Genomic DNA, 23,545 nt, shown 5'->3' on the forward strand with positions numbered 1-23,545 from the left:
TGGCGGCTGGCTTAATTTGCTTGGTGGGTTAGCGGAATCGTCAGGGACAATGACCATTCTTCATTTTCTGAATTTATGGTCATTGTTCCGTTACGTTGCCGCACGAATTTTTGTATGAGGGCGATTCCATAGTGGTTCTTCGATTCGCTATCCATCGCGGCGCTGTACGGATTCGATGCGAAGATGTGAGCCTCGCCTGATTCCGCCGATCCTGCTTCCACCGAGAGAATAAAGGCAAAAGGGCCTGGTTTTCCATGTTTTGCGATGTTGTTGAGTATTTCGGTGCAGGCTGTTTGCAGCAACGGCAGCTCCGCTTTGTCTATTGCGTTCAAATCCCCACGGATTATCGGCATTCCGGTAAAACCTAGAGTTCTGAGCCTATCGCATTGGCTCTCGATGCGTTGCTGGAAAAGATCGAGAGCACGCCTCCTATCTGTCTCATTACCTGTCTCAAGATCGTTGGCCATGGGACTGATGATCTGAGTGCGAAGCTCATGCAATGCCTGCGTAAGTACCTGTTCGATTTGTGCCAAAGCATCATTGCTTTTCACGGATTCTTCCTTGCGACACAGCAGAATCGCATAGGTCATAGACCCTGCAATGGAATCATGCAGTATGTGAGTCTCCCTGAGCCGTTCCTGTTGTCGTCGCACTTGTTCTTGCGCAATCGCCAGGTCGGCCTTCCGTTGCTCTGTCTGTATCTTCCACCGTATGGCAAAGCCGACGAAAAAGGCTCCGATATAGGAGCATGCGAGCACAGGGATGCTCGAATTGTAGTCGATGCCGCCTGTCCAATAGCCCAAAGGAAGCGCCAGAGCGCAAAGTATCGGTCCTGCGATGGCAAATGTAAATCGTCTGACTTCAAACGCAAGTATTCCGCATGCAAGCCATGTGCCGTATAAGGTCGAAGGGCCGTCGCAGATAGCCGGGATTAGCGCGCACGCTATGTGCGTTGCAAGGATCGCCATACTTGCCGGCACAGGGAACCAGGGTAATAGCAACAGAGCAATGCAATAAGGTACCAAATATAGCCATGACCAGAGGGACATGTCTGTCCAAGCGGTCAGTTCGAGCAGGAAAAAGCAAATGCAGATAATGGATCCCGCCAGGTAAGGCTTGTGTGCGGTCTTCGCCAATGACGTTATTTGCTGTGGCAGCTTCATCGTTATATCCAGCCGTTTCTCACGCACGTCGCAACAGCTTCGGCGCGACTGTGGGCATGAAGTTTCTCGAAAGCTCGCCGCGCATATGTCTTCACCGATGCTTCGCTGACGTTGAGTTGCCGGGCGATGGCGGAAGTAGTGAATCCGTTTGCATAGCTGGCAATGATCTGCAATTCCTTGCCGGAAAGTCGCATGGATTCCGTGCTCTTTCCCGTCCATGACGCAACTTCGCCATTCCCAATGGCTTTTCCGATGATTCGGACCAGTTGAATCGTGGGAATTTCTTTTGGAATAATCGCATAGAACGCATCGGACCATGGTGCTCCGTGCGCTTTTTCGTTTTCGCTGTCCAAAAAGGCGCTGATGCCGATGATGGCGATATCCGGATATTGTTCCTTGACATGACGTGCCAATTCCGCACCGTCCATTCCAGGCATTGCGATATCGGTGAGCATGGCCTGCGGTCTTTGCGAAGAGTCCCTCATGGCATCAAGTGCTTGTTCGGCTGAAGTGGCGGTCCATAGAATCTGTATTGGTGCGCATGTTTCGACCAATAAGCTCCGGATTGCGCTCGCGACCAACGGATCATTGTCCACTATCCCTAAGGTCGGATCATTGGCAAGCGTGTGCATAATGCCCCCATTAGTCTGCTTCTCGCTCCAGAATAGACGCTTTGTTGCTGCAAGGAAATCATAGCGTTGACGGCGGCATGTATTGCGATTGAGTTCAAAAAATATATTGTACAAATAATTTGTATATAATGGGAGGCGACGGAAAGGAGTCTCCTGCAATGACCGATACCATCCCAGACGAAGCACGGCTGCCTGAAGATGCCGCAGTAACTGTAACCAATGCTGATACTCTTCGGATCATGGCAAGTCCGATTCGTATGAGGATCCTTGGAACATTGCGGGTGAATGGCGAGCAGACTGTAGGAAGCATCAGTGAGCAGCTTGGTGAGGCTCCTGGCGCCATCAGCTATCACTTGGGGCAGCTTGCAGCTGCTGGACTCGTGGAGAAGGTGAAGTCTCCCGATGGCGATCGAAGAAAAAGCTGGTGGAAGGCTTGCCAAAGCGCCATTCGTCTGGAGGGTTCCGGGGAGAAAAACGGTGCGGACAATGCAAAGGCCATGGATATGTTCCGACGTTCTGCGGCACTCTCCTACGAGATGGCCTATGAGCGTTTTCTGGACAAGCTGCCGGAATTGCCTCGGGAATGGGCCGATGCATGCACCAGCGATGATCATGTGCTGCGCTTGACCGCAGAGGAGATGAGCTCGATGCTTGAAGAGCTCAATGAGGTCGTGCGTCGCTGGCAGATCAAGGCAGGCGTGCATGGTGATAATGAGCCGGGCGTCGAACCCGTTGCGCTGATTCTGCAGGCCTTCAGATGGTTTTCGTAAAACGTCGGTAGGGACTTTTGCCCATGGTCGCATAGCCCATAAATACATAGCAATACGGAAGCATGGGTGGAATAAGGAACAAGTGGGACAAGTGGAGCAAGCATGAACCGAACGACGAAATCATTCTGGCAATCCACAGGGTACATCCCGTGGTTCACTGCGGATACGGCATCGGCAGCCGGGTTGGCACTGCATACATTGGCGATCAGTCTGCTCGGATATGCGGTGTCCGGCTCTACCGTCGCCGCCGGCTGGCTTGGAACGGCGTCGATGATCGCGCAACAGGTTGCGAGCGTATTCGGAGGCACTTTCGTCGACAGGCATGACCGCAAACGACTTATCGTGTCAAACGCCGTCGTCGGCGTTTTGGCTTGGGGCGCGGTAGCGGTGCTACTGCTGTGCAACGCATTATCGTTTCCCGTGTTGCTGCTGATTGCGGTGCTTGCATCCGGCGTTAACGGATTTCTCGGGAGCGCCACGGATGCGATGCTTCGCTCAATCATCGATATCCGCTATTATCCCAAGGCGCGAAGCCTCAACGAGGGACGTGACGCGACCATCACCATGGCGGGAAGCCCCATCGGAGGATTCCTGTACGGCGTCGCACCATGGCTGCCATTCCTGGTGTCAGCATGTATGTACGCCGTGGCCGGCGTTGCCGCCACCGGCATTCGCGAACATGATTCGGATAACAGGCGTATCGGGGAAACGGATGGCGATGCGGCGAAAGGTGGTTTCTTCCGCGATTTCCTGGAAGGCTGGTCATGGTCGTTGCACAGGAAAACGCTGGTGGTCGTGCTCGTCGTGGCGGCATTGCTTAATTTCGGCGTCAATGGCATCCAATATGCCATTCAGCTGCATCTGATGTCGTGCGGGACCAATGCGACCTCCATCGGATTCATCAGTGGTGGCATATCGCTGATGATGTTTGTGGGATCGTTACTGGCCGGCAAAATCAGTGATAAGGTTCCGGTCGGTCCAACCGTGTGCCTCGTCTGTCTGTTCATCTGCCTGTGCGTCTTGCCGATGGCCTTGACCGACAATTACTGGGTTATGCTGGTTGCCAATTCGTTCGTCGGTCTGCCGTTCCCGCTGATTAACGCGATGCTGCTTGGCTTCATCTTCGCCAAATCGCCCACGAACATGCAAGGGCGCATCACTGTCACATTGACGGTTCCGGCCCAGGTGCTCTCGATGTTCTGCAGCGCAGTGGCCGGCACCTTGCTTCCGGTCCTCGGATTCCACGGCACGATGCTGGTGTTCCTCGCCATTCTCGTGGCAAGCGCCGTGCTGGTGATGTGCTCCCGTTCCATTCGCGACATCCCCAAGGCGGCGCAATGGGAGCATACGATATTGCGGTGAGATATCGAAGCAAATGAAAAGCGGTGCCCCACGAGACGAGTCGTGGGACACCGCTTGCCGTAAATCAGGCAGATTGCTCAGGCCGTTCAGCGACCGGTGATCTCGGAGCCGAGCACCTTCTCGCTTAGCGCCTTCGGGCCGCGGGTCACGGCGACCGCACCAGAGCGGACCAGCTCGATGATGCCGTAATGCTCCAGCAGGCCGAGCAGCGCGTCGATCTTGCCTTCGGCGCCGGTGGCCTCGATGGTCAGCGACTCAGGGTTCACGTCCACCACACGCACGCGGAACAGACGCACGATCTCCAGCACATCGGAACGGTTGGATTCGTCGGCGGCCACCTTGATGAGCACCAGCTCGCGCTCCACAGTGGTTTCCGGATCGAGGTCCACGATCTTCAGCACGTGCAGCAGCTTGTTGAGCTGCTTGATGATCTGCTCGAGCGGCACTTCCTCCACTTCGGCGGTGACGGTGACACGGGAGATGTCCGGACGCTCGGTGGGGGAGACGGACAGCGAATTGATGTTGAACGCGCGGCGGGCGAACAGGCCGGCGATGCGGGCCAGCACGCCCGGACGGTTCTCGACGAGCACGGACAGCGTGTGACGCTTGGAACCCGGCTGGGATGCAGGATAATTTGCCATGATCGAAATTTCCTTCCTTACGCTACTCGTTCAGTCGTTCTCGCCAGCGCGCTGCAGAGGCTTCACGCCCGGCTTGTACGTGACGTTGTCGTTGGAATCGCCGGCTGCGACCATCGGCCACACCATGGCATCCTTCCACACGCGGAAATCGATCAGCACCGGACGGTCGTTGATTTCGTTGGCCTTCTTGATGCATTCGATGGCTTCGTCCTTGGTGAACGCGCGCATGCCGACGCAGCCGTATGCCTCGGCAAGCTTCACGAAGTCCGGCACATCCACGATGTCCGGCGTGTTCTCGCCGTCCAGCAGGTTCGTCGCGGAATAGTGGTGATCGTAGAACAGGGTCTGCCACTGACGGACCATGCCGTACACGGAGTTGTTGAGCAGCGCGATCTTCACCGGAGTGTGGTCGAGGAACGCAGCCGCCAGCTCTTCGGAGGTCATCTGGAAGGAGCCGTCGCCGTCGATGAGCCACACCGGCTTCTTGTTGTCGAATTCGCGGGCGGAGCCGACGCGGGCGCCGATGGCTGCCGGCAGGCCGAAGCCCATCGTGCCGAGGCCGCCGGAGGACAGCCAGGAGTGGGGCTTGTTGAATTCGATGATCTGGGTGGCCCACATCTGATGCTGACCCACGCCGGAAACCCAGATGGTGTCCGGATCGGCCATGTCGGACAGCTGCTTGACGACCCACTGCGGGGCAAGGCTGCCGTCGGTCGGTTCGTCCCACGTGATCGGATATTCCTCGACCCACTTGTTGATGACGTCCCACCAATGGCTGGTGTCGGGCTTGCCGTGCACGGCCTGCTCGCGCTTGATCTCCGGAATGAGGTCCTTGAGCACGGTGGCCACATCGCCGACGATCGGCACATCCGGCTGACGGTTCTTGCCGATTTCCGCCGGATCGATGTCGATGTGGATCACGCGCGCGCCCGGCGCGAACGCGTCGAGCTTGCCGGTGACACGGTCGTCGAAGCGTGCGCCGATCGCGACCAGCAGATCGCAACGCTGCACGGCGCCGGTCGCCGCAATCGTGCCATGCATGCCGAGCATGCCAAGCACCTTCGGATCGGAATCCGGCACAATGCCACGCGCCGGCAGGGTGGTGACGATCGGAGCGCCGGTCACATCGGCCAGCTCCTTGACAAGCTCGCCCGCGTCGGAACGCACCGCGCCGCCGCCGACGTACAGCACCGGACGATACGACTGCTCGAACAGCTTCGCCGCGTCGGACAGCACACGGCCGTGCGCCTTGGTGGTCGGATTGTATCCCGGCAGAATCATGCGCTGCGGCCAGGAATAATACATCTCACCGGTCTGCGCGGTCTTGGTGACGTCCACCACCACCGGTCCCGGACGGCCGGAACGTGCGATGTAATGCGCCTCGGCCAGCACGCGCGGAATATCCTGCGCGCGGGTGACGAGGTACGAATGCTTGACCACCGGATAGGTGGCGCCAACGATATCGGCCTCCTGGAAGGCATCCGTGCCGATGGCGTTCACGCCGACCTGGCCGGTGATGACGACCATCGGAATGGAATCCATGTTCGCGTCGGCGATCGGGGTAATCATGTTCGTGGCGCCCGGGCCGGAGGTGACGATGCACACGCCCACCTGTCCGGTGGTCAGCGCATAGCCCTCGGCCGCATGTCCGGCGGCCTGCTCGTGGCGCATCAGGACGAAGCGGAACTTCGTATCGTCCTTGATGGAGTCATAGACGGGCAGAATCGCGCCGCCCGGAACGCCGAAGACGTCCTTGACGCCCAGATCCTCCAGCGAACGGACCAGCGCTTCGGCGCCAGTCATCTTCTCGCCGTCGACGATGGTCTGCTTTTCAGTGGTGGCGGATGCCTTTGGCATGCCGCTGAATGCCTGCAGAGGCGTAGGTAACACCATGTTCCCTCTCATGCTCGTTCGTGGAAAATACCTCAATAGGGGTTTCGACCGGCGCGTAGTTCATGCGCTGTCCAAAACCCCGAATGGAACGTCGCGCAATTGCTTGTGGCATATCGCGCATCGCGTCCCCGCTAGTAATCAGTCTATGCTAGCGGCTGACAGGACGGCTTGCCGGAAAGTCCCACATTCTGGCGCGTCCCGTACGGCTGAGGTAGGGCCGTTGCAGGGCGATCGTCTTCACCGGCTGTTTTGCGACGGATCGGTCGCCGATTCCTTTGCCTTGTGATGCGATTTGTGGTGCGATTTATGTGATTTGCCGTGCGTTGCGTTCGCGCCGTCTTTGCGGCCGTCAAGCGCCTTCCATCCCGCTTCCGCGGCCGCCAGCTGCGCCTTGCGTTTGCTGCTGCCGGTGCCGATGCCGATGACCTCGTCGCCGAGCATGGCGCGCGCCGTGAATTCCAGCGCGTATTCCGGTCCCGCCACCGAAGTTCGGTAGTACGGTTCCGACAGTCCCATGTCGTGCGCCTTGACGGTCAGCGACGTCTTCCAATCGAGCGCAGGGCCTTCGGTGGCGACCTCCGCCAGCGTATCGTCGACGAGATGATGCACCACGCGGCGCGCCTCGTCGATGCCATGCTGGATGAACGTGGCGCCGATCAGCGATTCGACGATGTCGCACAGAATCGAGCTTTTGTCGGCTCCGCCCTGCTCCGCTTCGCCGTGCCCGAGCAGGATGTACGGTCCGACATGCAGCTTCTCACGGGCGATTTTGCTCAGCGATTCCTCGGACACGGCTTTCGCGCGCATCTTGGCCAGCTGGCCCTCGTTCATGTCGGGATGCGTTTTGTACAGCGTTTCCGTGGAGACCAGTTCGAGCACCGCGTCGCCGAGGAATTCGAGACGTTCGTAGTTCTTGGCGCCCTCATGCTCGTGTGAGAAGGACCGGTGGGTGAGCGCCTCGACGAGCAGTTCCGGTTCGAGTGTGGTGCCGAGCGCCTCGAGCAGCACATTGGCGGTCATTTCGCCTTCGGGGGTGATGGAGGTGCCGATGCGGCCTTTGCTCGCGTCGGTCTGGTCAGTCTGGCCGGTCGGCTGGGCCTGACTGTTGTCCTGATTGTTGTTCTTGGCCATGAAAAATCCTTACCATTTATGCGTTATGCCATGCATAATGTCATGCATCATGCGGCGGAACGGGCCTGCCGCATCGTCCTCGACCGTGGCCGTTGCGCACATGGCAAGACGCCAGCGGAATCTGGCGGTATTGCTACGCAAGCAACGCGCGTCGGTCGCGTATGCGATCGGAAGCTCCGACCGCATATCACTTGCAATAATAAAAGAAACCCTGCCACCCGTCGATGGCAGGGTTTCCATGCTTCTATACCGTTATCCGGCAACCACTCACTTGGTGTGGATGGAGCGGATGGCCTCACGGTACACGCGGCCGCGGAAGGAACCGCAGCTCGGGCATGCCATGTGCGGCAGCGTCGGAGCGCCGCAGTTCGGGCAGGTAACGGTCTGGGCGGCCTTGGCCTTCCAGTTTGCGCGGCGGGAATGGGTATTCGCGCGCGAGGTCTTGTACTTAGGCAGTGCCATTGTGTTTCCTCTATTTCGTTCGAACGATTGAGCTTAAGCGTTCAGTATCTTAACGTGGGCTCCGTACAAACTTCCGTTTGGATGATGGGAGGTCGCGGCAGGCCCGCCGTCTTCCGCTTGTTTCCGCTTATTCCTTGCCTTCCAGCTTGGCTTTCAGCCCTTCCAGTGCGGCGAAACGGATGTCGGTCACGTCGTGATGGTGGTCGGGGTGCTCGTTGAGGTCTTCGCCGCACTGCGAGCACAGGCCCTTGCAATCCGGCTTGCACAGCGGCTGCAGTGGCAGCTCCTCTACCAGTGTGTCGCGCAGCATCGCCTCAAGATCGGCCCAGGAGCCGCCGTCGAGCAGTGGATAGGTGTCCTCCGCCTCGTCCTCGCCGGCGATGATGTCCACTTCCTCGTCCTTGCCGTTCTTGCCGGTTTTGCCGCCCTTGTTCGCCGCGGACTTGTCCTCGTACGGGAAGAAGGAGGTGACGTTCACCGTCCAATCGCGTTGGATCGGCTTCAGGCAACGCGTGCATTCGGCATGCACGGGGGCGCTGACGCGAGCGTTGAGGATCAGGCCGTCGACAATCGAATCGAACGAGCCGACCACGGACACGTCCGCGCCCTCGTCCACGCCGATGATCTCGTCGCCGATGCCGCTCGGAGCGGGGAATACGGAGTCGATCTCCTTGCTTTGCCCGGGTCGCGAGGCCACTTGCGCCACGGAAACGGCCCACGGGGAATCTTCAGTACGTGCCATAGTTCGGTCTTTCATTCCTTCCTGGTTGCACGGTTGGGTGCTTTTCGTTCAGTCCTTCGGATAATCGTCCGCGTCGAGATGCTCCAGATGCGTGCCGGCCTCGCGCTGGCGATCGTACAGCACGTTCAATCCGGCCTGTACGCCGTTGCCGATCTTGTCGATCTGCTGCTGCAGCGATTCCATCATGGTGATGCAGTACTTGTCGGCGTTCTGCGTGAGCTTGTCGGCCTTCGACTGCGCCTGGTCGAGGATGGCGCGCGCCTTCTGCCGGGCGATTTCCGTCACGTTCTCCTGTCCGGCGAGGAACTGCGCCTGCTCGTTTGCTTCGCGTACGGCGTCGGCCGCGCGCGACTGCGCGGATGCCACGATTGCGTTCGCCTGTGTCTGCGCGCTTTCCAACCGGCGTTCCGATTCGCGCATCAACGCGGAGGCGCGTTCCAGCTGCACCGGCAGCATCTTCTTGAGCTGGTCGAGCTTGCCGATGAACGATTCGCGGTCCACGCGCACCGAGCTGGGCGAGAACAGGATTGGCTTGGCCTCATCCAGCTCGTTCTCCATGCTGTCGATGATGTCGTAGACGGTGGTGAATTCGTCACGGCTGCGGTCGTCGGTGTCGCCGAGTGGTGCGTTCGGATCGAACGTGGTGCGCAGGTCGGGCAGGTCCGACATGGAGATCGACGGCTTTGCCGGCTTGTCGGAAGCGTTGGAATCATTGGAATCGCGTGTTGAAGCCATATCGGCCGATACCGCGCCGGTCGTGGCTGCGGAAGTGGCATCGCCGCCGTGCGCTGCTGCGGAGTAATCGGCGGCAGCGGCGACCGGCTGCTGCGACGTGACGTCGTCGCCGTCCGCAAGCGGCTTGGAATCGTTGATCTCTTCAGTCATCATGCCTTCTTTTCGTTTGTAAGCGCCTCTGTGAGCAACGGAATCACGCAATCGGGCACCATGCCCGTCACGTCACCCCCGTGCCGTGCCACGTCCTTGACGATGGAACTGGAGATGTGCTCCAGGTCCGGGGCCGCGGGCAGAAACAGCGTCTCCACGCCGGCGAGCTTGCGATTGACCAGCGCCATGCCCAGCTCGGCCTCGTAATCGCCGTTCTGCCGAAGGCCCTTGACGATGACCGTCGCGCCCACCTTCGTGCAGTAATCGGTGATCAGACCTGTGGTCGAATCCACCTTCACATTGTCGCAATCGCGCTTTTCAAGCGCCTTCCGGATGATATCGACGCGGGTTTCTTCGGAGAACATCGGCGTCTTCGCCGCGTTCACGGCCACCACCACATGCACTTCGTCGAAAAAGCGCGCGCAACGTTCGATCACGTCCAGGTGGCCGGCGGTCACTGGGTCGTAGGACCCGGGGCAAACTGCAATTGTCATAGCCTCAAGCGTACCGCGATTGGTTGAGAAGTCGGCAACGTCGTCCCATGCATGTTGCCGGCCCCGTCGCAATGCGGCTCGGCTATGATGGGAGGCGGTTGTGGCCGCGGTGGCGGCAGTTTATGAGGATGTATGAGGAGTATCGCTATGGCATTTGCGATTTTTGATGGCTTGTTCGGCTCCGACGATCCGGTTTCGCCGTTGTCCAATCCGGACGCGGGCACCGGCACCGCCGTTCTGGAACGTCCTGAAGAGGAGACGAAGCTCGATGACGGCGGCAACGGCGACGCGGACCGTTTCGCACATTACGTGTCGCGCGACCGTATCGCGGAATCCCGTCGCACCGGTCGTCCGGTCGTGGCGTTGTGCGGCAAGGTGTGGGTGCCGAAGCATGATCCCACCCAGTATCCGGTGTGCCCGGACTGCAAGCGTATCTACGACGAGATGATGAACTCGTCCTTCTGATAGCGGGTCTGTGGCGGTTTCCCGAGGTTTATGGAATTGACGTTCTAAGCGACTCCGGGGATATAGGCATTCGGATCAGGGCCTGAAGTCCTTGTCGGCGTAATCGGCCCAGTCCGGATATGGCGTGCCGTGTTCGATGCTGCTTTGGATGTCCCTGTACAGGTGCAGTTTGCGTAGCACGTGCATGTAGGCATCTTCCAAGGTGGCCCGTTGCTCGACGATTGCATCGCGTCGGTGCTCCAGTAGCTCCACCATCTGTGTGATGTGCGCGCGTTCGTCGCTTTCGTAGGCGAAGAACCGTTTGAGCTCGTCGAGGCTCATGCCTGCATGTTTGAAGCAGGAGATTGCCTTAAGCCGGTCGACATGGTGATCGGAGTAGATTCGGCGTCCCGCATCGTCGCGGTCGACGTCCGTCAGCAGTTCTTGGTCCTCGTAATACCGCAGGGTCGAGGGCTGCACGCCGAATCGGTCAGCCAGCTCGCGAATGGAATATGTTGCCATGTACGCACCTTGTCTTCCTGCCAATGTTTGCATGCATGCGGCATGCCCGCCGCGTGCATTGACTCGTGTAGCGCCACGATTTGCGTTCAAGTGTACTTGAAGTGTCACGATGGAACCAACAATCGGAAGCAACTTGTTTCAAGGAGGAACCATGCTCGAGCCGACCACCGTCTACACGCCGTCGCCAACCCGATACGATGACATGACCTACAACCACGCGGGAACAAGCGGACTTAAGCTGCCGGCGATTTCCCTCGGCTTCTGGCACAACTTCGGCGACATCACCCCATACGACACCATGCGCCGAATCGTGTTCACCGCGTTTGACAACGGCATCACACATTTCGACCTGGCCAACAACTACGGTCCCGAACCGGGATCGGCCGAAAAGAACTGTGGCAGACTCCTGCGTGAATATTTCCAACACCACCGCGACGAGCTCATCATCAGCACCAAAGCCGGCTACGAGATGTGGAACGGTCCATACGGGGATCTCGGCAGCCGCAAATACCTGCTCGCCTCGCTCGACCAAAGCCTCGGGCGGCTTGGACTCGACTACGTCGACATCTTCTACCACCACCATATGGACCCATCCACCCCGCTCGAAGAGACCATGGGGGCGCTCGCCACTGCGGTCAGTAGCGGCAAGGCTCTGTACGTGGGCCTGTCCAATTACGATGGTCCGACGCTCGAAAAAGCCACCGCCATTCTTGACGAACTGCATGTGCCGTTCGTCATCAATCAGAACCGGTACAACATCTTCGACCGCACCGTGGAGCGCAATGGGCTCAAGGAGACCGCGCATCGGATTGGCAAGGGACTGATCACCTTTTCCCCTCTCGACCAGGGACTGCTGACCAACAGGTATCTGGACGGCGTTCCCGCGGACAGCAGAATCGCGCATGACGGACGATTCCTGCAGAAAAGCGCGCTGACGCCGGAGAAACTCCGACAGATTCGCGAATTGAATGATCTGGCGGCGGAACGTGGCCAGACCCTGGCCGAAATGGCATTGGCCTGGCTGCTGCATGATGGCATGGTCACATCGGTGCTGGTCGGCGCCTCCCGTCCGCAGCAGCTGCTCGATAACATCGGCGCACTCAAGAACACTTCGTTCAGTGAGGAGGAGCTGCGCCGCATCGACGAGATCTCGCTGTAGTCGGGTGATCGTGCGGACGATTTTGCGTGCACGCGCATATAACGCATATGACATATGAAATGGCGGCGGCCCGGAAACGCTCCGGGCCGCCGCCATTTGCGATGCTTCGATGAACCGTCGTCGGTCGTCAGAGCACGGTGACTTCGGTTGGGATGACCGGATCGCCCTTCATCAGGCTTTGCGCGCCGATCGGCAGTTCTGCGAGCGCCTTCGCGCGGTAGTCGTGCGCGTTGACGATTGCGTCGTGGCCTTGGTATTCGCTGTGGTTCTCGCCGTCGGTCACGTAGTCGACCAGCAGGTCCTTCCAGCCGTCCTCCGGCTGGTATGCGGCCAGCTTGTCCTCGGAGCCGGAGATGACGTGCTCGCAGTCTGCCAGCGAGTATTCGTAGGAGCGGAAGGCGAGCTTGCGTCCCGGAACGGTGGCCTTGTCCTTCGACTTCTTGGCGACCGGCTGCATTTCACCGGCGGAGTTCTCGCGCTCGGTGAGCTTGTATACCATCGCGCAGGTCGGCGCGCCCGAGCCGGTGACGAGCATGGTGCCCACGCCGTAGGAATCGACCGGAGCGGTCTGCAGGGCGGCCAGCGCGTATTCGTCGAGGTCGTTGGTGACGGTGATCTTCGTGTTGGTGGCGCCGAGCGCGTCGAGCTGGTTGCGCACGCGCTGCGCGAGGGAGGCGAGGTCGCCGGAATCGATGCGCACGCCACCCAGTTCGGGGCCGGCCACTTCGACGGCGGTCTTCACCGCTTCCTCGATGTTGTAGGTGTCCACCAGCAGCGTGGTGTTCTTGCCAAGCGCCGCGATCTGCGATTCGAACGCGCTTCTCTCATCGTCATGCACCAGCGTGAAGCAGTGCGCGGCTGTGCCGATGGCTTTCAGACCGTACATCTGCGCGGCCAGCAGGTTGGCGGTGCCTTTGAATCCGCCCACCACGGCGGCGCGCGCGGCGGCCACGGCGGCCCATTCGTTGGTGCGTCGGCCGCCCATGTCCATGCACGGACGGTCCTTCGCCGCGCTGACCATGCGGGATGCGGCGGACGCGACGGCGGAATCGTAGTTCAGGATGCTCAGTAGCAGCGTTTCCAGCAGCGTGCACTCGCCGAACGTTCCCTCGACCTGCAGGATCGGCGAATTCGGGAAGAACATCTCGCCTTCGCGGTAGCCCTTGATGGAGCCGGAGAAGTGGAAGTTCTCAAGCCATTTGATGGTTTCCGGGCTCACCACCTTGCGGTCGGCGAGGAATTTCAGGTCGTTGTCGTCGAGGTGGAACTTCTCGAGCGCGTCGAGGATGCGCCCCTGCCCGGCGGCCACGCCGTAGTGGCGGCCCAGCGGCAGGTGCCGGGTGAAGATCTCGAATACGCACTTGCGGTTGGCGGTGCCGTCCTTCAGACATGCGTCAAGCATGGTGTATTCGTACATATCGGTCATGAGTGCGGGTGAGTAATCCAGCATTTCCAAAGCCTTTCTTGACTTTTGGCGAGGCCGTCCGCGGTCGTGTGGCCAGCGGTGCCGGGCGCCGGTTCGCGTTCCATCATACGTGCAGGCGGTGCCGGGGGCACGGCGTGCGTGGCTGGTGATAGTCTCGGTTGCTGGAAAGACGAGCGATTGGTCGGTATGACATCGCGAACGATAGGAAAGCGAAGTGCGGTAAGGCAATGGTAGCGATCAAGGACATGTTGGGCGATCAGACGGTGGTGCGTGCGGACGGACGCAAGGTGGACGAGTTGCGTCCGGTGCGCATCACCCGTCATTTCACGGACGTTCCGGAAGGCTCGGTGCTCATCGAATGCGGCAACACGCGCGTGATGTGCACGGCCACCTTCACCACGGGCGTGCCGCGCTGGCGCAAGGACTCCGGTCTGGGCTGGGTCACCGCGGAATATGCGATGCTGCCGCGCGCCACCGCCGACCGTACGGATCGCGAGTCGGTGCGTGGCAAGATCGGAGGACGCACGCATGAGATCAGCCGTCTGATCGGCCGCTGCCTGCGTGGCGTCGTCGATATGAAGGCGCTCGGCGAGAACCAGGTGCAGATCGACTGCGACGTGCTGCAGGCCGATGGCGGCACCCGCACCGCGTCGATCACCGGCGCGTACGTGGCGCTTGTCGACGCGATGCATTGGGCCGAGCGGAACAAGCGCATCAAGTCCGCGGACCGCGTGCTCAAGGACTGGGTCTCCGCCGTTTCCGTCGGCGTGATCGACGGCAAGCCGATGCTGGACCTGCCGTACATCGAGGACAGCCAGGCCATGACCGACATGAACGTGGCCATGACCGGTTCCGGCGATTTCATCGAAATCCAAGGCACCGCCGAGCATCGTCCGTTCAACCGCGCCGAGCTCAACACCCTGCTCGACCTGGCCGAAAAGGGCAACAGGGAGCTGCAGGCCGCCCAGCGCGCCGCGCTCGCGCTCGACTGAGCCGGCTGCCGGGAACGGCGGAATCAAAAGCGGAAAAGCGGAAAAGGAAACGTACGGAACTTACGGATCGTACGAAGGAAACGACGGAAGGAATCGCAAGGCATGAAGATCATCGTCGCCACGCATAACGAAGGCAAGCTGGTGGAGATCCGCCGCATTCTCGAGGAGCGGCTCGGAGCGGATGCCGCCGACGTCCAGCTGGTCTCCGCAGGCTCGCTCGGCCTGCCCGATCCGGTGGAGGACGGCGTGACCTTCCAGGAGAACGCGCTGATCAAGGCGCGCGATGTGGCCGAACGTACCGGATGCCCCGCGATCGCGGACGATTCCGGCCTGATCGTGGACGTGATGGGCAACGCGCCGGGCATCCTGTCCGCGCGTTGGGCCGGCGAACATGGCAACGACCAAGCCAACAACGCGCTGCTGCTCAAGCAGATGGCCGACATTCCGGATGCCAAGCGCACCGCGCGGTTCCGCTGCGCCGCCGCCTTGGTCGTGCCGGGTGAGCGTCAGGCGGAAAACGGCGAAAAGCCGTACGGCATCGCCAGCGAAACCGTGCAGGTCGGCGAGATGCCGGGCGTGCTGCTGCGTGCCCCACGTGGCGCCAACGGCTTTGGCTACGATCCGCTGTTCGTGCCGGACGACCAGCCGCAACGGGCAATCGAAGCCGGCGTGAAGCTCACATCCGCCGAGATGAAGCCCGACGAGAAGAACGCGATCTCCCACCGCGGCAAGGCGTTGCGCGCGCTGGTAGGTGCGATCGAATCGCTGGTCAAATAGCCGTGTATGTGCGTATGCAGATAGCCGTGTAATAACGGCATATGGCGATGCGGAGGACCGAGATATGGCCGCCTCATGCTGTTCCGGCGCACGGCAGACACGATTCGCGCGATTTGCATGATCCGCGGAATCGGCAATGATCGGCAATGTTCGTCAATGATATGGATGGAGAATTGATGGGTACGCGTTCGTTCACTCTGGAGACTCTCACGGAAGAGGAATTCGATGATTTCTCCGGCAGACATCCGGACGGCAACTTCCAGCAGACTTCGGCGGCCGGCCGGCTGCGCGCCGAGCAGGGTGTGCAGGTCGAATACCTCGGCGTGCGAGAGAACGGCGGGCTTGTCGCCGCCGCGCTGCTGGAAACGCATCGCAGCAGGGTGTCCACGTTCTGTACGGTCCATGATGGGCCGCTATGTGACTTCGAAGACGCCGAACTGACCACGTTTTTCATCGGACAGTTGAGGCAGCGCGCCAGGAAGAACAAGGCGGCGCAGCTTGAGATCACACCGGAAAAGCCGTATCGTCTGCGTGACAGCGAAGGCAAGCCGATTCCCGACGAACAGGGAGGAGCGCCCGACAACGCCATCGTGAAGAACCTCACCGCGTGCGGTTTCGAACACGGCGGATTCACCATCGGATACACCGCGGTTCCGCGCTGGCGCTACGTCAAGGATCTGGACGGCATCGCCGACGAGCGCGCGCTGCTCAAGTCGTATGACAAGCGCACGCAATGGAGTGTGAAACGTGCCGCGTCCATGGGCGTGCATGTGCGCGAACTGGACGACAGCGAGCTGAAGGTCTTCGCCGACATCGAACAGGCCACGGCCGAACGGCGCAGCTTCGAATATCGCGGCGAGGAATACTTCCATCGGTTCAAGAAGGCGTACGGCAGCAGCGCCCATTTCATGGTGGCGGAGATCCATATCGCCGAATACAAGGCCGACATGGAATCGAAGGTCGACTCTCTGAAAGCGAAGGTCGATGCGCTGAAGGCGAAGATCGCCGAACGCGAGACCACCAGGCTGGTCAGGCAGCTGGGCGAGGAAAGCCGCAACTTGGCCGCTGCCGAAAAACGTCTTGCCGAAGCCGAGACGCTGGCGCGCAAGGGCGATATCCTGCCCGCCGCAGCCTCGTTGTTCGTGGAACATCCCCGTGAAACCATCTACCTGTTCTCCGGCAGCGTCGAGGAATACAAGCCGTTCTACGCATCCGCGCTGATCCAGCATTACGCGATGCTGCACCTGTGCCTGGAACGTGGCGTGAACCGCTACAACTTCTACGGCATCGATGGCGTCTTCGATGATCCCGATGACGAGGGCCGTGGCGTGCTGGAGTTCAAGCAGGGCTTCAATGGGTACGTGGAGGAGCTGGCAGGCGAGTTCGTGCTGCCCGTGCGTCCGGTGGTCTACCGTGTCAAGACGGCCCTGCGCCGTCTGCTCAGGCGTTGACGGATGGTCGCACCGCCGTTATGTGAAACATATCTGGAATATAGCTAAAACATGGCTTTCGTCCAGCGTTTTTCCCGGGTGAATGTTTATACTCGCGTCTTTGGTTACGTATGTAGACGAAGCAGAGGTATGACATGCAGCACGAGGAAAAGATGAGTGCCGGTTGGTCCGTCCGCGAATTGACGGGGAAGCAGTTTGACGAATTGTCCGCGAACAGCGCGTTCGGCGGATTCCAGCAGACTTCGGCGATGGCCCGTCTGGCCGCTTCCGATGGTGCGGACACGCAGTTCCTGGGATTGACCGATGAGCATGGGGCGCCGGTGGCCGGTGCGATGGTGGCATATACGAAAGGCCGGTTCGGACTTGAGGGCTCGATTTGGCTTGGCCCGCTATGCGATGCGGCCAACAAAGAGCAGCTGACCGCGTTGACGGTCGCCTTGCGTGCCGCGGCGCACAAGCGTGGCGCGATCAGCGTCACATGCTGGCCCGCGCAAGTCTATCGGCTGCATGATTCCGATGGCGAGCCGACGGAGAATCCGGATAACGCCTTGATCGACGCGTACGTTTCTTTGGGATGGCGTCATGCGGGATTCACGCGTGGATACGCGTCGATTGTGAACCGGTGGAATTACGTCAAGGACCTTAGCGGTTTCGACACGGCGGACCAGTTGCTCGCCTCGTATGCGAAAAACACGCGACGCAATGTGAAGATCGCGCGCAACAGCGGAGTGAAGGTGCGCAGACTGAAGCGCGATGAACTGGGGACGTTTCACGACATTTGCGAGATGAGCAGCATCAAGCAGCATTTCGCCAACCGTGATGTGGAGTATTTCGAGCGTCTGTTCGACGCGTTCGGGGACGCCGCCGAATTCATGGTGGCCGAGGTGCATCTTGATGAGTATCTGAACAATTGGCAGACCAAGCTTGATAAATTCGAAAAGGATCGGGCGAAGTTCGCGGCATCGCTCGAAACTACGAAATATCCGGATGACGTGCGGAAGAAGCTGAACAATGCGGAGAAGAACGTGCTTGCCGCACGCAAACGCATCGAGGACGCCCATCTCCGCATCGAACGGGACGGTGAGGTGGTGCCCGCGGCCGTGGGCCTGTTCATGTGGCATGAACGCGAGTTGGTCTACTTCTCCAGCGGCTCCGATGAGCGGTACGCGAAATTCTATGCGCCCACCGCACTGCAGCATGAGATGATGTCCCGTTGCCTGGAACGTGGTGTGAACCGGTACAACTTCTACGGCATCGATGGTATTTTCGATGATCCGAATTCGGCCGGCCGCGGTGTGTTGGAATTCAAGCAGGGCTTCAACGGATACGTCGAGGAGCTGCCGGGCGAATTCACATTGCCGGTTGATGGCTTCCGATACGACCTGAAGCGTCTGGCGCACCTCCTGCGGCACTGACACGGCCGTCACGTGGCCGTCACGCGACGGCCGACGTGCTCGATTTGTGCTCGTCCGGTTTTTCCGCTATGCTTGTTGTCTTGTGCGCAGGCGGCATATGCTTGCCGGGCAGCACGCCACTTTAGCTCAGTCGGTAGAGCGGCTCACTCGTAATGAGCAGGTCGACAGTTCGATTCTGTCAAGTGGCTCCATCGCCCTAGATGCGTCAGGCATCTAGGGTTTTGCATATCGGCCGGGATTGTGGTTTCGGTCGGGGCTACAGCTCCGTCATGCGGTATGCACGATGAAGAATAGCGCGCGAGTGGCGGAATTGGTAGACGCGCAGGATTTAGGTTCCTGTGTCTTTGACGTGTGGGTTCAAGTCCCATCTCGCGCACATGTCCACGCTTATTCAGCCGATTGCGCTGTTGGCCATCATCCTCACCGGTTATCTGTTCAAACGTGCCGGCAAATTCAAAAACCGCGACTATCGAATCCTGCAGGTAGCACTGTTCGACTTGGTCCTTCCCTGCGCGATCATCTACTCGTTCGCCACGAATCCCCACGATTCCAGCATGCTGTGGATCTCCGTCTTCGGTTTCGTGGTGGCGTTTATTCCGCCCGTGCTCATCTTCCTCATCACGCGACACAAACCGGTGCAGGAACGCGCGTTCACCATGCTCAACGGTTCCGGCTTCAACATCGGCTGCTTCTGCTTTCCCGTGGTACAGGCGTTCCTCGGCACCGCCGCCATCGTTCCGGCGGCCATGTTCGACATCGGCAACTGCGTGATGGTGGCGGCCGGCACGAACGTCATGACGCAGACCCTTCTGCATATTCAGCCAGGCAAGACGCTGGGCGAGCAGTACCAAGGGAACGCTCCGGTGTTGCCGTACGCGAAACCCAAGGACAAGGACGCCCGCAGGCTCGCCCGTCACGCGTTGTTGCGCAATGTGGCGAAGGGATTCTTCGGCTCGGTGCCGTTCGACACCTACCTGGTCATGATCGTGCTGATGCTCGCCGACGTGAAGATTCCCAGTGCCGTGGCCACGTTCGTTGCGCCGCTCGCCAACGCCAACTCGTTCATCGCCATGCTGATGGTCGGCATGCTCATGGATCTGCCCGCAGGCCGCGACGATGTGGCGAAGCTGCTGAAAATCATCGGCCTGCGATTGCCGTTCGGCCTGATATTCGCGCTGTGCGCCTGGCTTGTGCTGCCGTTCGGCGCCGACGTGCGTGAGGCGGTGGTGATGTGCTGCCTCGCGCCGATCGCCGTGTTCTCCACGCTGTTCACCGACGAAGTGCTTGGCAACGCGAAGCTTGCCGGCTTCTCGTTGTCCGTTTCCGCGATCATCGGCCTGATCATGATGACCGCAGCGCATTTCCTGATCGCTGCGATAGCCTAACCGGTATGCCAATGAAGCCAATGGAACATATGCCCCAACCTGTGCCCCAGCCTGAAGGACGGATGCCGTGGAAGGGACGGACGCCGGCACGGACCCGGTCGAAATCGCCCCGTATCTTCGCCGTTGAAATGCTGCGATTGCTGGCCATCGTCGGCATCGCCATCTTCCACACGTTCCTTCCCGCGTTCGAAGGCGTGCTGGGATACGGTCCACGGCCGATCGACCCGAATACGCCCATCAGCGCGGTGACCGGCTCGCTGTGGGCCGTCTGGCTGGTCATGATGATCAAATTCGTGGGCGCGTGGGGCAATCATGCCTTCTTCATGATCTCCGGATATTTCCTCCTTCCCCGCATGATGCGAGATTCGCTCGAGACGGGTTATTGGCGGCGGCAGGCTGGAGCCACCGTGCGCCGCGTGGCGCAGGTCCTGGCCACGGTGGCGTTCTACACGCTGATCATGCTTGCCGTCGACCGTTTCGTCATGCCCGTCGCCTCCGCCGGATGGAAGGAATGGTTCCTGCTCGGTCTCGAATTCGTCTGGGTCTACACGCTCGTGGTGGCGTTCGCGCCGTTCGTCGCCTGGCTGCTGGCCCGTATCGCGCGATGGAACGCCGCCGTGCTGATTGCATTGGCAACCGTCGTGACGGTGCTGGTCTACGTGCTCAACGCTTACGTGGCGTTCACCTCCACGGGCTCGTTCGCCCTGTTCGACTGGCGTAAATGGATGGGCGCGTTGAGCTATGCAGTCTCGTTCGTGCTGGCCGGATTGGTTGGTTATGTGATGCGACGTGCGCGTGGGACCGTTACCGGCGATGGTCGTGGAGGTGCCGGTTATGGCCGTGAAGCCGGTCGTGGTCGTGAAGCCGGTCGTGGAAAATCCGGCAGGCCGCTATGGATGCGCGCCGGCGTCTGGGCGTGGATGCTCGTCGCGGTGCTCGCCGTGCTGTCCGTGGTCGTCGCATGGGCCGTGGCCAAGGGCGACTATTCACTGATGTACCGCCTGTCGTTCAAGTCGACATCCGCGTTCTCGTTCGTGTTGGCCGTCTGTTCGCTGATGATCGCCGTCGCACATGCCGAGGCGAGGCACGCTTCGGCCGCGCGATCGCCATTCCGCCCCGCCGTGCAGGCTCTCGCTTCCGGCATCCTCGGCTTCTACGTGGTGCAATCGCTTGCCGGCGAATTGTGGAAGCCGCTGTGCGATCGGGCGATGGCGCCGGCGCTCGCCGACGCGGCTTTGGCGGGCGCTCCTGTCGCACGCTTCGGCTGGCTGCTGGCCTGGTTCGCGGTCGGCATAGTCTTCTCCATCGGTTTCGTGGTCGTGGTCTGTGTATGCGATCGTTGCATACGGCAGCCGCTGCTACGTGCGCTGAAGCTTTCCCGCTGAACGTTGCATACGATTTCAGTAATCGCCGTGAAACGGCATGTCGCCATCGAAAGGTGGTCGGAACCGCGGTATGCCGCGCTTCCGAGCGAATGTGTTAACTGAGGAAACATTTTTGTGTTGTTCTGTCGGCTTTTGTGAGTATCTTGTGATGTGAAGAAAACGGCTCGCGACGTTGGAAATCGAACGAGATTCCACCGCCGCGTCCCGCTTCACAGTGATGATGAAAGGACCTAACCGATATGGCCATCAATCCTCCCGTTGACGCCACCAAGACCCCGGAGTGGGCCGCTCTGCAGAAGCACTACGACGAGCTGCAGTCCGAGGGCATCAGCCTCAAGCAGTGGTTCGCCGATGACGCCGAGCGCGTCGAGAAGCTGAGCTTCGACGCCGGCGACCTGCACTTCGATCTGTCCAAGAACCTGATCAAGCCGGAAACCCTGCAGCTGTTCGCCGACCTGGCCAAGGCCGTCAAGCTCGACGAGCGCACCAAGGCCATGTACACCGGCGTGCACATCAACAACACCGAGGATCGCGCCGTGCTGCACACCGCGCTGCGCCGCCCGGTCGAGGACGAGGGCAAGTTCATCGTCGATGGCCAGGACACCGTCAAGGACGTGCGTGAGGTCCTCGACCGCATCTACGCCTTCGCCGACAAGGTTCGTTCTGGCGAGTGGACCGGCGTGACCGGCAAGAAGATCGAAACCGTGGTCAACATCGGCATCGGTGGTTCCGACCTGGGTCCCGTCATGGTGTACGAGGCTCTGAAGCCGTACGCGGACGCCGGCATCTCCGCCCGTTACATCTCCAACATCGACCCGAACGATCTGGCCGAGAAGACCAAGGGCCTCGACCCGGAGACCACGCTGTTCATCATCGTCTCCAAGACCTTCACCACCCTGGAGACCCTGACCAACGCCCGTGAAGCCCGTACCTGGCTGCTCGAGGAGCTCAAGGCCAAGGGCGCCATCGACGGTTCCGACGAGAAGAACGCCGAAGCCATCAAGAAGCACTTCGTCGCTGTCTCCACCAACCTGGAGAAGGTCGCCGAGTTCGGTATCGATCCGTCCAACGCCTTCGGCTTCTGGAACTGGGTCGGCGGCCGTTACTCCGTCGACTCCGCCGTCGGCACCTCCCTCGCCGTGGTCTTCGGCCCGGCCCGCTTCGAGGAGTTCCTGCACGGCTTCCACGAGATCGACGAATACTTCGCCAACACCCCGTTCGAGAAGAACGTCGTCGTGCTGCTCGGCATGCTGAACGTGTGGTACCGCAACTTCTTCAAGGCCGCCTCTCACGCCGTGCTGCCGTACGACCAGTACCTGCACCGCTTCCCGGCTTACCTGCAGCAGCTGACCATGGAGTCCAACGGCAAGTCCGTGCGTTGGGACGGCACCCCGGTCACCTCCGAGACCGGCGAGATCTTCTGGGGCGAGCCGGGCACCAACGGCCAGCACGCCTTCTACCAGCTGATCCACCAGGGCACCCAGCTCATCCCGGCCGACTTCATCGCGTTCGTGAACACCCCGAACCCGACCAAGGACGGCGACCAGGACGTGCACGAGCTGTTCCTGGGCAACTACCTTGCGCAGACCAAGGCTCTGGCCTTCGGCAAGACCGCCGATGAGGTGCGCGCTGAGGGCACCCCGGAGGAGATCGTCCCGGCCCGCGTGTTCACCGGCAACCGTCCGACCACCTCCATCTTCGGTGTGGCTCTGACCCCGTTCTCGCTCGGCGAGCTCATCGCCCTGTACGAGCACATCACCTTCGTCGAGGGCACCGTGTGGGGCCTGGACTCCTACGACCAGTGGGGCGTCGAGCTCGGCAAGCAGCTTGCCAAGCAGATCACCCCGGCCATCTCCAAGGACGATGACGCTCTGGCCGCCCAGGACGCCTCCACCCAGTCCCTGATCAAGTTCTACCGCGCGAATAGGGAGTTCTGATTTCATTAGAACTCACGGTTGCGCGCGTCGCACGGTGTTATCTGATGGACGGTCTGGCGACCGTCCATGCCGTGAGTTCTGATTTCCCCATCGGAACGCAACGTCTAGCGCGTGCATGATCTACCCCATCCGTGTCTTGCGGATGGGGTATTTTTGATTATTGCTGTGCCGGAAAGCGGGACGCCGCATAATCCCGTTTTTCTCTAGGTCCAGCCGGAACGACCGCAGGCAACTTCGGCCGTGCTTCAATCGCAATATTTCCGGCGGATCGGCAACCCTTCGCAGGCAGACCTGCGGAGCGAAAGAACAGGCCGAGACGGCGATCGCAAGAACGCTGTACGAAGCCCTTACCTGTGCGCTGATATGCGGCGGCGACTCGAGGAAACACAATGGTTAACGCTATTGAGGCATTTGACGCCAAGCACATGAAGCCGGCCGAGGAAATCCCGGCTTTCCGTCCTGGCGACACCGTTGAAG

General features: G+C 60.3%; 22 protein-coding genes, 2 tRNA genes and 1 pseudogene. 14 read left to right on the top strand and 11 right to left on the bottom strand.

What is annotated here, in order from left to right; translation table 11 throughout:
• Positions 1-11 precede the first annotated feature (11 nt).
• On the bottom strand, positions 12-1,163 hold the full coding sequence (locus ACR0P8_RS01360; RefSeq protein ID WP_432622961.1) for a sensor histidine kinase: 1,152 nt from the start codon (positions 1,161-1,163) through the stop codon (positions 12-14).
• A 2-nt stretch (positions 1,164-1,165) separates the two neighbouring features.
• Entirely contained in the window at positions 1,166-1,795 is a 630-nt protein-coding gene (locus ACR0P8_RS01365) for a response regulator transcription factor (RefSeq protein ID WP_432622963.1), read from the bottom strand.
• Between the two features lie 158 nt (positions 1,796-1,953).
• Between ACR0P8_RS01365 and ACR0P8_RS01370 the strand changes: the two genes are divergently transcribed.
• Positions 1,954-2,565: an ArsR/SmtB family transcription factor gene (locus tag ACR0P8_RS01370; RefSeq protein WP_432622965.1), complete on the top strand. Its 612-nt coding sequence runs from the start codon at positions 1,954-1,956 to the stop codon at positions 2,563-2,565.
• A gap of 102 nt (positions 2,566-2,667) precedes the next feature.
• Complete coding sequence (locus ACR0P8_RS01375; RefSeq protein ID WP_432622967.1) at positions 2,668-3,927, top strand: MFS transporter; 1,260 nt, start codon at positions 2,668-2,670, stop codon at positions 3,925-3,927.
• Positions 3,928-4,013: 86 nt separating this feature from the next.
• On the opposite strand, the gene ilvN is transcribed toward ACR0P8_RS01375, so the two are convergent.
• The 7 genes from ilvN to coaD form a co-directional block, all read right to left on the bottom strand.
• Positions 4,014-4,568 (bottom strand): acetolactate synthase small subunit, encoded by a 555-nt coding sequence (ilvN, locus tag ACR0P8_RS01380; protein ID WP_033499342.1) that lies wholly within the window; start codon positions 4,566-4,568, stop codon positions 4,014-4,016.
• A 30-nt stretch (positions 4,569-4,598) separates the two neighbouring features.
• Positions 4,599-6,461 carry an acetolactate synthase large subunit gene (locus ACR0P8_RS01385; RefSeq protein WP_432622970.1) on the bottom strand — a complete coding sequence of 621 codons (1,863 nt, stop codon included), beginning with the start codon at positions 6,459-6,461 and terminating at the stop codon, positions 4,599-4,601.
• Between the two features lie 237 nt (positions 6,462-6,698).
• Positions 6,699-7,481, bottom strand: coding sequence for a ribonuclease III (gene rnc / locus ACR0P8_RS01390; RefSeq protein ID WP_432623003.1), 783 nt, complete (start codon positions 7,479-7,481; stop codon positions 6,699-6,701).
• 378 nt (positions 7,482-7,859) lie between these two features.
• Positions 7,860-8,054, bottom strand: coding sequence for a 50S ribosomal protein L32 (gene rpmF, locus ACR0P8_RS01395; protein ID WP_026646978.1), 195 nt, complete (start codon positions 8,052-8,054; stop codon positions 7,860-7,862).
• Positions 8,055-8,181: 127 nt separating this feature from the next.
• Positions 8,182-8,796 (bottom strand): YceD family protein, encoded by a 615-nt coding sequence (locus tag ACR0P8_RS01400; protein ID WP_432622973.1) that lies wholly within the window; start codon positions 8,794-8,796, stop codon positions 8,182-8,184.
• 48 nt (positions 8,797-8,844) lie between these two features.
• The gene (locus ACR0P8_RS01405) at positions 8,845-9,684 is read right to left on the bottom strand and encodes a cell division protein (protein ID WP_432622975.1); all 840 of its coding nucleotides are present in this window, start codon (positions 9,682-9,684) and stop codon (positions 8,845-8,847) included.
• The gene (gene coaD, locus ACR0P8_RS01410) at positions 9,681-10,175 is read right to left on the bottom strand and encodes a pantetheine-phosphate adenylyltransferase (protein WP_432622977.1); all 495 of its coding nucleotides are present in this window, start codon (positions 10,173-10,175) and stop codon (positions 9,681-9,683) included. The genes ACR0P8_RS01405 and coaD overlap by 4 nt, the downstream gene beginning before the upstream one ends.
• 147 nt (positions 10,176-10,322) lie before the next feature.
• Between coaD and ACR0P8_RS01415 the strand changes: the two genes are divergently transcribed.
• Complete coding sequence (locus ACR0P8_RS01415) at positions 10,323-10,640, top strand: DUF3039 domain-containing protein (protein WP_432622979.1); 318 nt, start codon at positions 10,323-10,325, stop codon at positions 10,638-10,640.
• 75 nt (positions 10,641-10,715) lie between these two features.
• Here ACR0P8_RS01415 and ACR0P8_RS01420 read toward each other — a convergent pair whose 3' ends face one another.
• Positions 10,716-11,141, bottom strand: coding sequence for a MerR family transcriptional regulator (locus ACR0P8_RS01420; protein WP_432622981.1), 426 nt, complete (start codon positions 11,139-11,141; stop codon positions 10,716-10,718).
• 151 nt (positions 11,142-11,292) lie between these two features.
• Here ACR0P8_RS01420 and ACR0P8_RS01425 point away from each other — a divergent pair, with 151 nt between their 5' ends.
• Positions 11,293-12,300, top strand: a complete 1,008-nt coding sequence (locus ACR0P8_RS01425; protein ID WP_432622983.1) for an aldo/keto reductase — start codon at positions 11,293-11,295, stop codon at positions 12,298-12,300.
• 127 nt (positions 12,301-12,427) lie between these two features.
• Here the strand turns inward: ACR0P8_RS01425 and ACR0P8_RS01430 are convergent, their stop codons facing one another.
• Positions 12,428-13,750 carry a nicotinate phosphoribosyltransferase gene (locus ACR0P8_RS01430; RefSeq protein WP_432622985.1) on the bottom strand — a complete coding sequence of 441 codons (1,323 nt, stop codon included), beginning with the start codon at positions 13,748-13,750 and terminating at the stop codon, positions 12,428-12,430.
• Positions 13,751-13,953: 203 nt separating this feature from the next.
• Between ACR0P8_RS01430 and rph the strand changes: the two genes are divergently transcribed.
• From rph to ACR0P8_RS01480, 10 genes and pseudogenes are all read left to right on the top strand, one after another.
• Complete coding sequence (rph, locus tag ACR0P8_RS01435; RefSeq protein ID WP_217063132.1) at positions 13,954-14,718, top strand: ribonuclease PH; 765 nt, start codon at positions 13,954-13,956, stop codon at positions 14,716-14,718.
• Between the two features lie 102 nt (positions 14,719-14,820).
• On the top strand, positions 14,821-15,495 hold the full coding sequence (locus tag ACR0P8_RS01440) for a non-canonical purine NTP pyrophosphatase (protein WP_432622988.1): 675 nt from the start codon (positions 14,821-14,823) through the stop codon (positions 15,493-15,495).
• A 176-nt stretch (positions 15,496-15,671) separates the two neighbouring features.
• Positions 15,672-16,946 (top strand): aminoacyltransferase, encoded by a 1,275-nt coding sequence (locus ACR0P8_RS01445; protein ID WP_432622990.1) that lies wholly within the window; start codon positions 15,672-15,674, stop codon positions 16,944-16,946.
• Between the two features lie 134 nt (positions 16,947-17,080).
• Positions 17,081-18,361, top strand: a complete 1,281-nt coding sequence (locus ACR0P8_RS01450; protein ID WP_432622992.1) for an aminoacyltransferase — start codon at positions 17,081-17,083, stop codon at positions 18,359-18,361.
• A 115-nt stretch (positions 18,362-18,476) separates the two neighbouring features.
• Positions 18,477-18,552 (top strand) — tRNA-Thr (locus ACR0P8_RS01455).
• 104 nt (positions 18,553-18,656) lie between these two features.
• Positions 18,657-18,737: transfer RNA gene (locus tag ACR0P8_RS01460), tRNA-Leu, on the top strand.
• A gap of 1 nt (position 18,738) precedes the next feature.
• Positions 18,739-19,746 carry an AEC family transporter gene (locus tag ACR0P8_RS01465; RefSeq protein ID WP_432622994.1) on the top strand — a complete coding sequence of 336 codons (1,008 nt, stop codon included), beginning with the start codon at positions 18,739-18,741 and terminating at the stop codon, positions 19,744-19,746.
• Positions 19,747-19,775: 29 nt separating this feature from the next.
• Positions 19,776-21,131 (top strand): acyltransferase family protein, encoded by a 1,356-nt coding sequence (locus ACR0P8_RS01470; protein WP_432622996.1) that lies wholly within the window; start codon positions 19,776-19,778, stop codon positions 21,129-21,131.
• Positions 21,132-21,370: 239 nt separating this feature from the next.
• Positions 21,371-23,068 (top strand): glucose-6-phosphate isomerase, encoded by a 1,698-nt coding sequence (gene pgi, locus ACR0P8_RS01475; RefSeq protein WP_432622998.1) that lies wholly within the window; start codon positions 21,371-21,373, stop codon positions 23,066-23,068.
• 389 nt (positions 23,069-23,457) lie between these two features.
• Positions 23,458-23,545, top strand: a pseudogene (locus tag ACR0P8_RS01480) (50S ribosomal protein L19); the annotation flags it as partial.

Origin of the sequence: Bifidobacterium sp., from assembly GCF_050874245.1 — a bacterium.
Taxonomy (GTDB): Bacteria; Actinomycetota; Actinomycetes; order Actinomycetales; family Bifidobacteriaceae; genus Bifidobacterium.

Excerpts from the sequence above, each read along its gene's own strand:
- ACR0P8_RS01360 (WP_432622961.1), bottom strand. The coding sequence starts at position 1,163 with ATGAAGCTGCCACAGCAAATAACGTCATTGGCGAAGACCGCACACAAG.
- ACR0P8_RS01365 (WP_432622963.1), bottom strand. The coding sequence starts at position 1,795 with ATGCACACGCTTGCCAATGATCCGACCTTAGGGATAGTGGACAATGAT.
- ACR0P8_RS01370 (WP_432622965.1), top strand. The coding sequence starts at position 1,954 with ATGACCGATACCATCCCAGACGAAGCACGGCTGCCTGAAGATGCCGCA.
- ACR0P8_RS01375 (WP_432622967.1), top strand. The coding sequence starts at position 2,668 with ATGAACCGAACGACGAAATCATTCTGGCAATCCACAGGGTACATCCCG.
- ilvN (WP_033499342.1), bottom strand. The coding sequence starts at position 4,568 with ATGGCAAATTATCCTGCATCCCAGCCGGGTTCCAAGCGTCACACGCTG.
- ACR0P8_RS01385 (WP_432622970.1), bottom strand. The coding sequence starts at position 6,461 with ATGGTGTTACCTACGCCTCTGCAGGCATTCAGCGGCATGCCAAAGGCA.
- rnc (WP_432623003.1), bottom strand. The coding sequence starts at position 7,481 with ATGACCGCCAATGTGCTGCTCGAGGCGCTCGGCACCACACTCGAACCG.
- rpmF (WP_026646978.1), bottom strand. The coding sequence starts at position 8,054 with ATGGCACTGCCTAAGTACAAGACCTCGCGCGCGAATACCCATTCCCGC.
- ACR0P8_RS01400 (WP_432622973.1), bottom strand. The coding sequence starts at position 8,796 with ATGGCACGTACTGAAGATTCCCCGTGGGCCGTTTCCGTGGCGCAAGTG.
- ACR0P8_RS01405 (WP_432622975.1), bottom strand. The coding sequence starts at position 9,684 with ATGATGACTGAAGAGATCAACGATTCCAAGCCGCTTGCGGACGGCGAC.
- coaD (WP_432622977.1), bottom strand. The coding sequence starts at position 10,175 with ATGACAATTGCAGTTTGCCCCGGGTCCTACGACCCAGTGACCGCCGGC.
- ACR0P8_RS01415 (WP_432622979.1), top strand. The coding sequence starts at position 10,323 with ATGGCATTTGCGATTTTTGATGGCTTGTTCGGCTCCGACGATCCGGTT.
- ACR0P8_RS01420 (WP_432622981.1), bottom strand. The coding sequence starts at position 11,141 with ATGGCAACATATTCCATTCGCGAGCTGGCTGACCGATTCGGCGTGCAG.
- ACR0P8_RS01425 (WP_432622983.1), top strand. The coding sequence starts at position 11,293 with ATGCTCGAGCCGACCACCGTCTACACGCCGTCGCCAACCCGATACGAT.
- ACR0P8_RS01430 (WP_432622985.1), bottom strand. The coding sequence starts at position 13,750 with ATGCTGGATTACTCACCCGCACTCATGACCGATATGTACGAATACACC.
- rph (WP_217063132.1), top strand. The coding sequence starts at position 13,954 with ATGGTAGCGATCAAGGACATGTTGGGCGATCAGACGGTGGTGCGTGCG.
- ACR0P8_RS01440 (WP_432622988.1), top strand. The coding sequence starts at position 14,821 with ATGAAGATCATCGTCGCCACGCATAACGAAGGCAAGCTGGTGGAGATC.
- ACR0P8_RS01445 (WP_432622990.1), top strand. The coding sequence starts at position 15,672 with ATGGGTACGCGTTCGTTCACTCTGGAGACTCTCACGGAAGAGGAATTC.
- ACR0P8_RS01450 (WP_432622992.1), top strand. The coding sequence starts at position 17,081 with ATGCAGCACGAGGAAAAGATGAGTGCCGGTTGGTCCGTCCGCGAATTG.
- ACR0P8_RS01465 (WP_432622994.1), top strand. The coding sequence starts at position 18,739 with ATGTCCACGCTTATTCAGCCGATTGCGCTGTTGGCCATCATCCTCACC.
- ACR0P8_RS01470 (WP_432622996.1), top strand. The coding sequence starts at position 19,776 with ATGCCCCAACCTGTGCCCCAGCCTGAAGGACGGATGCCGTGGAAGGGA.
- pgi (WP_432622998.1), top strand. The coding sequence starts at position 21,371 with ATGGCCATCAATCCTCCCGTTGACGCCACCAAGACCCCGGAGTGGGCC.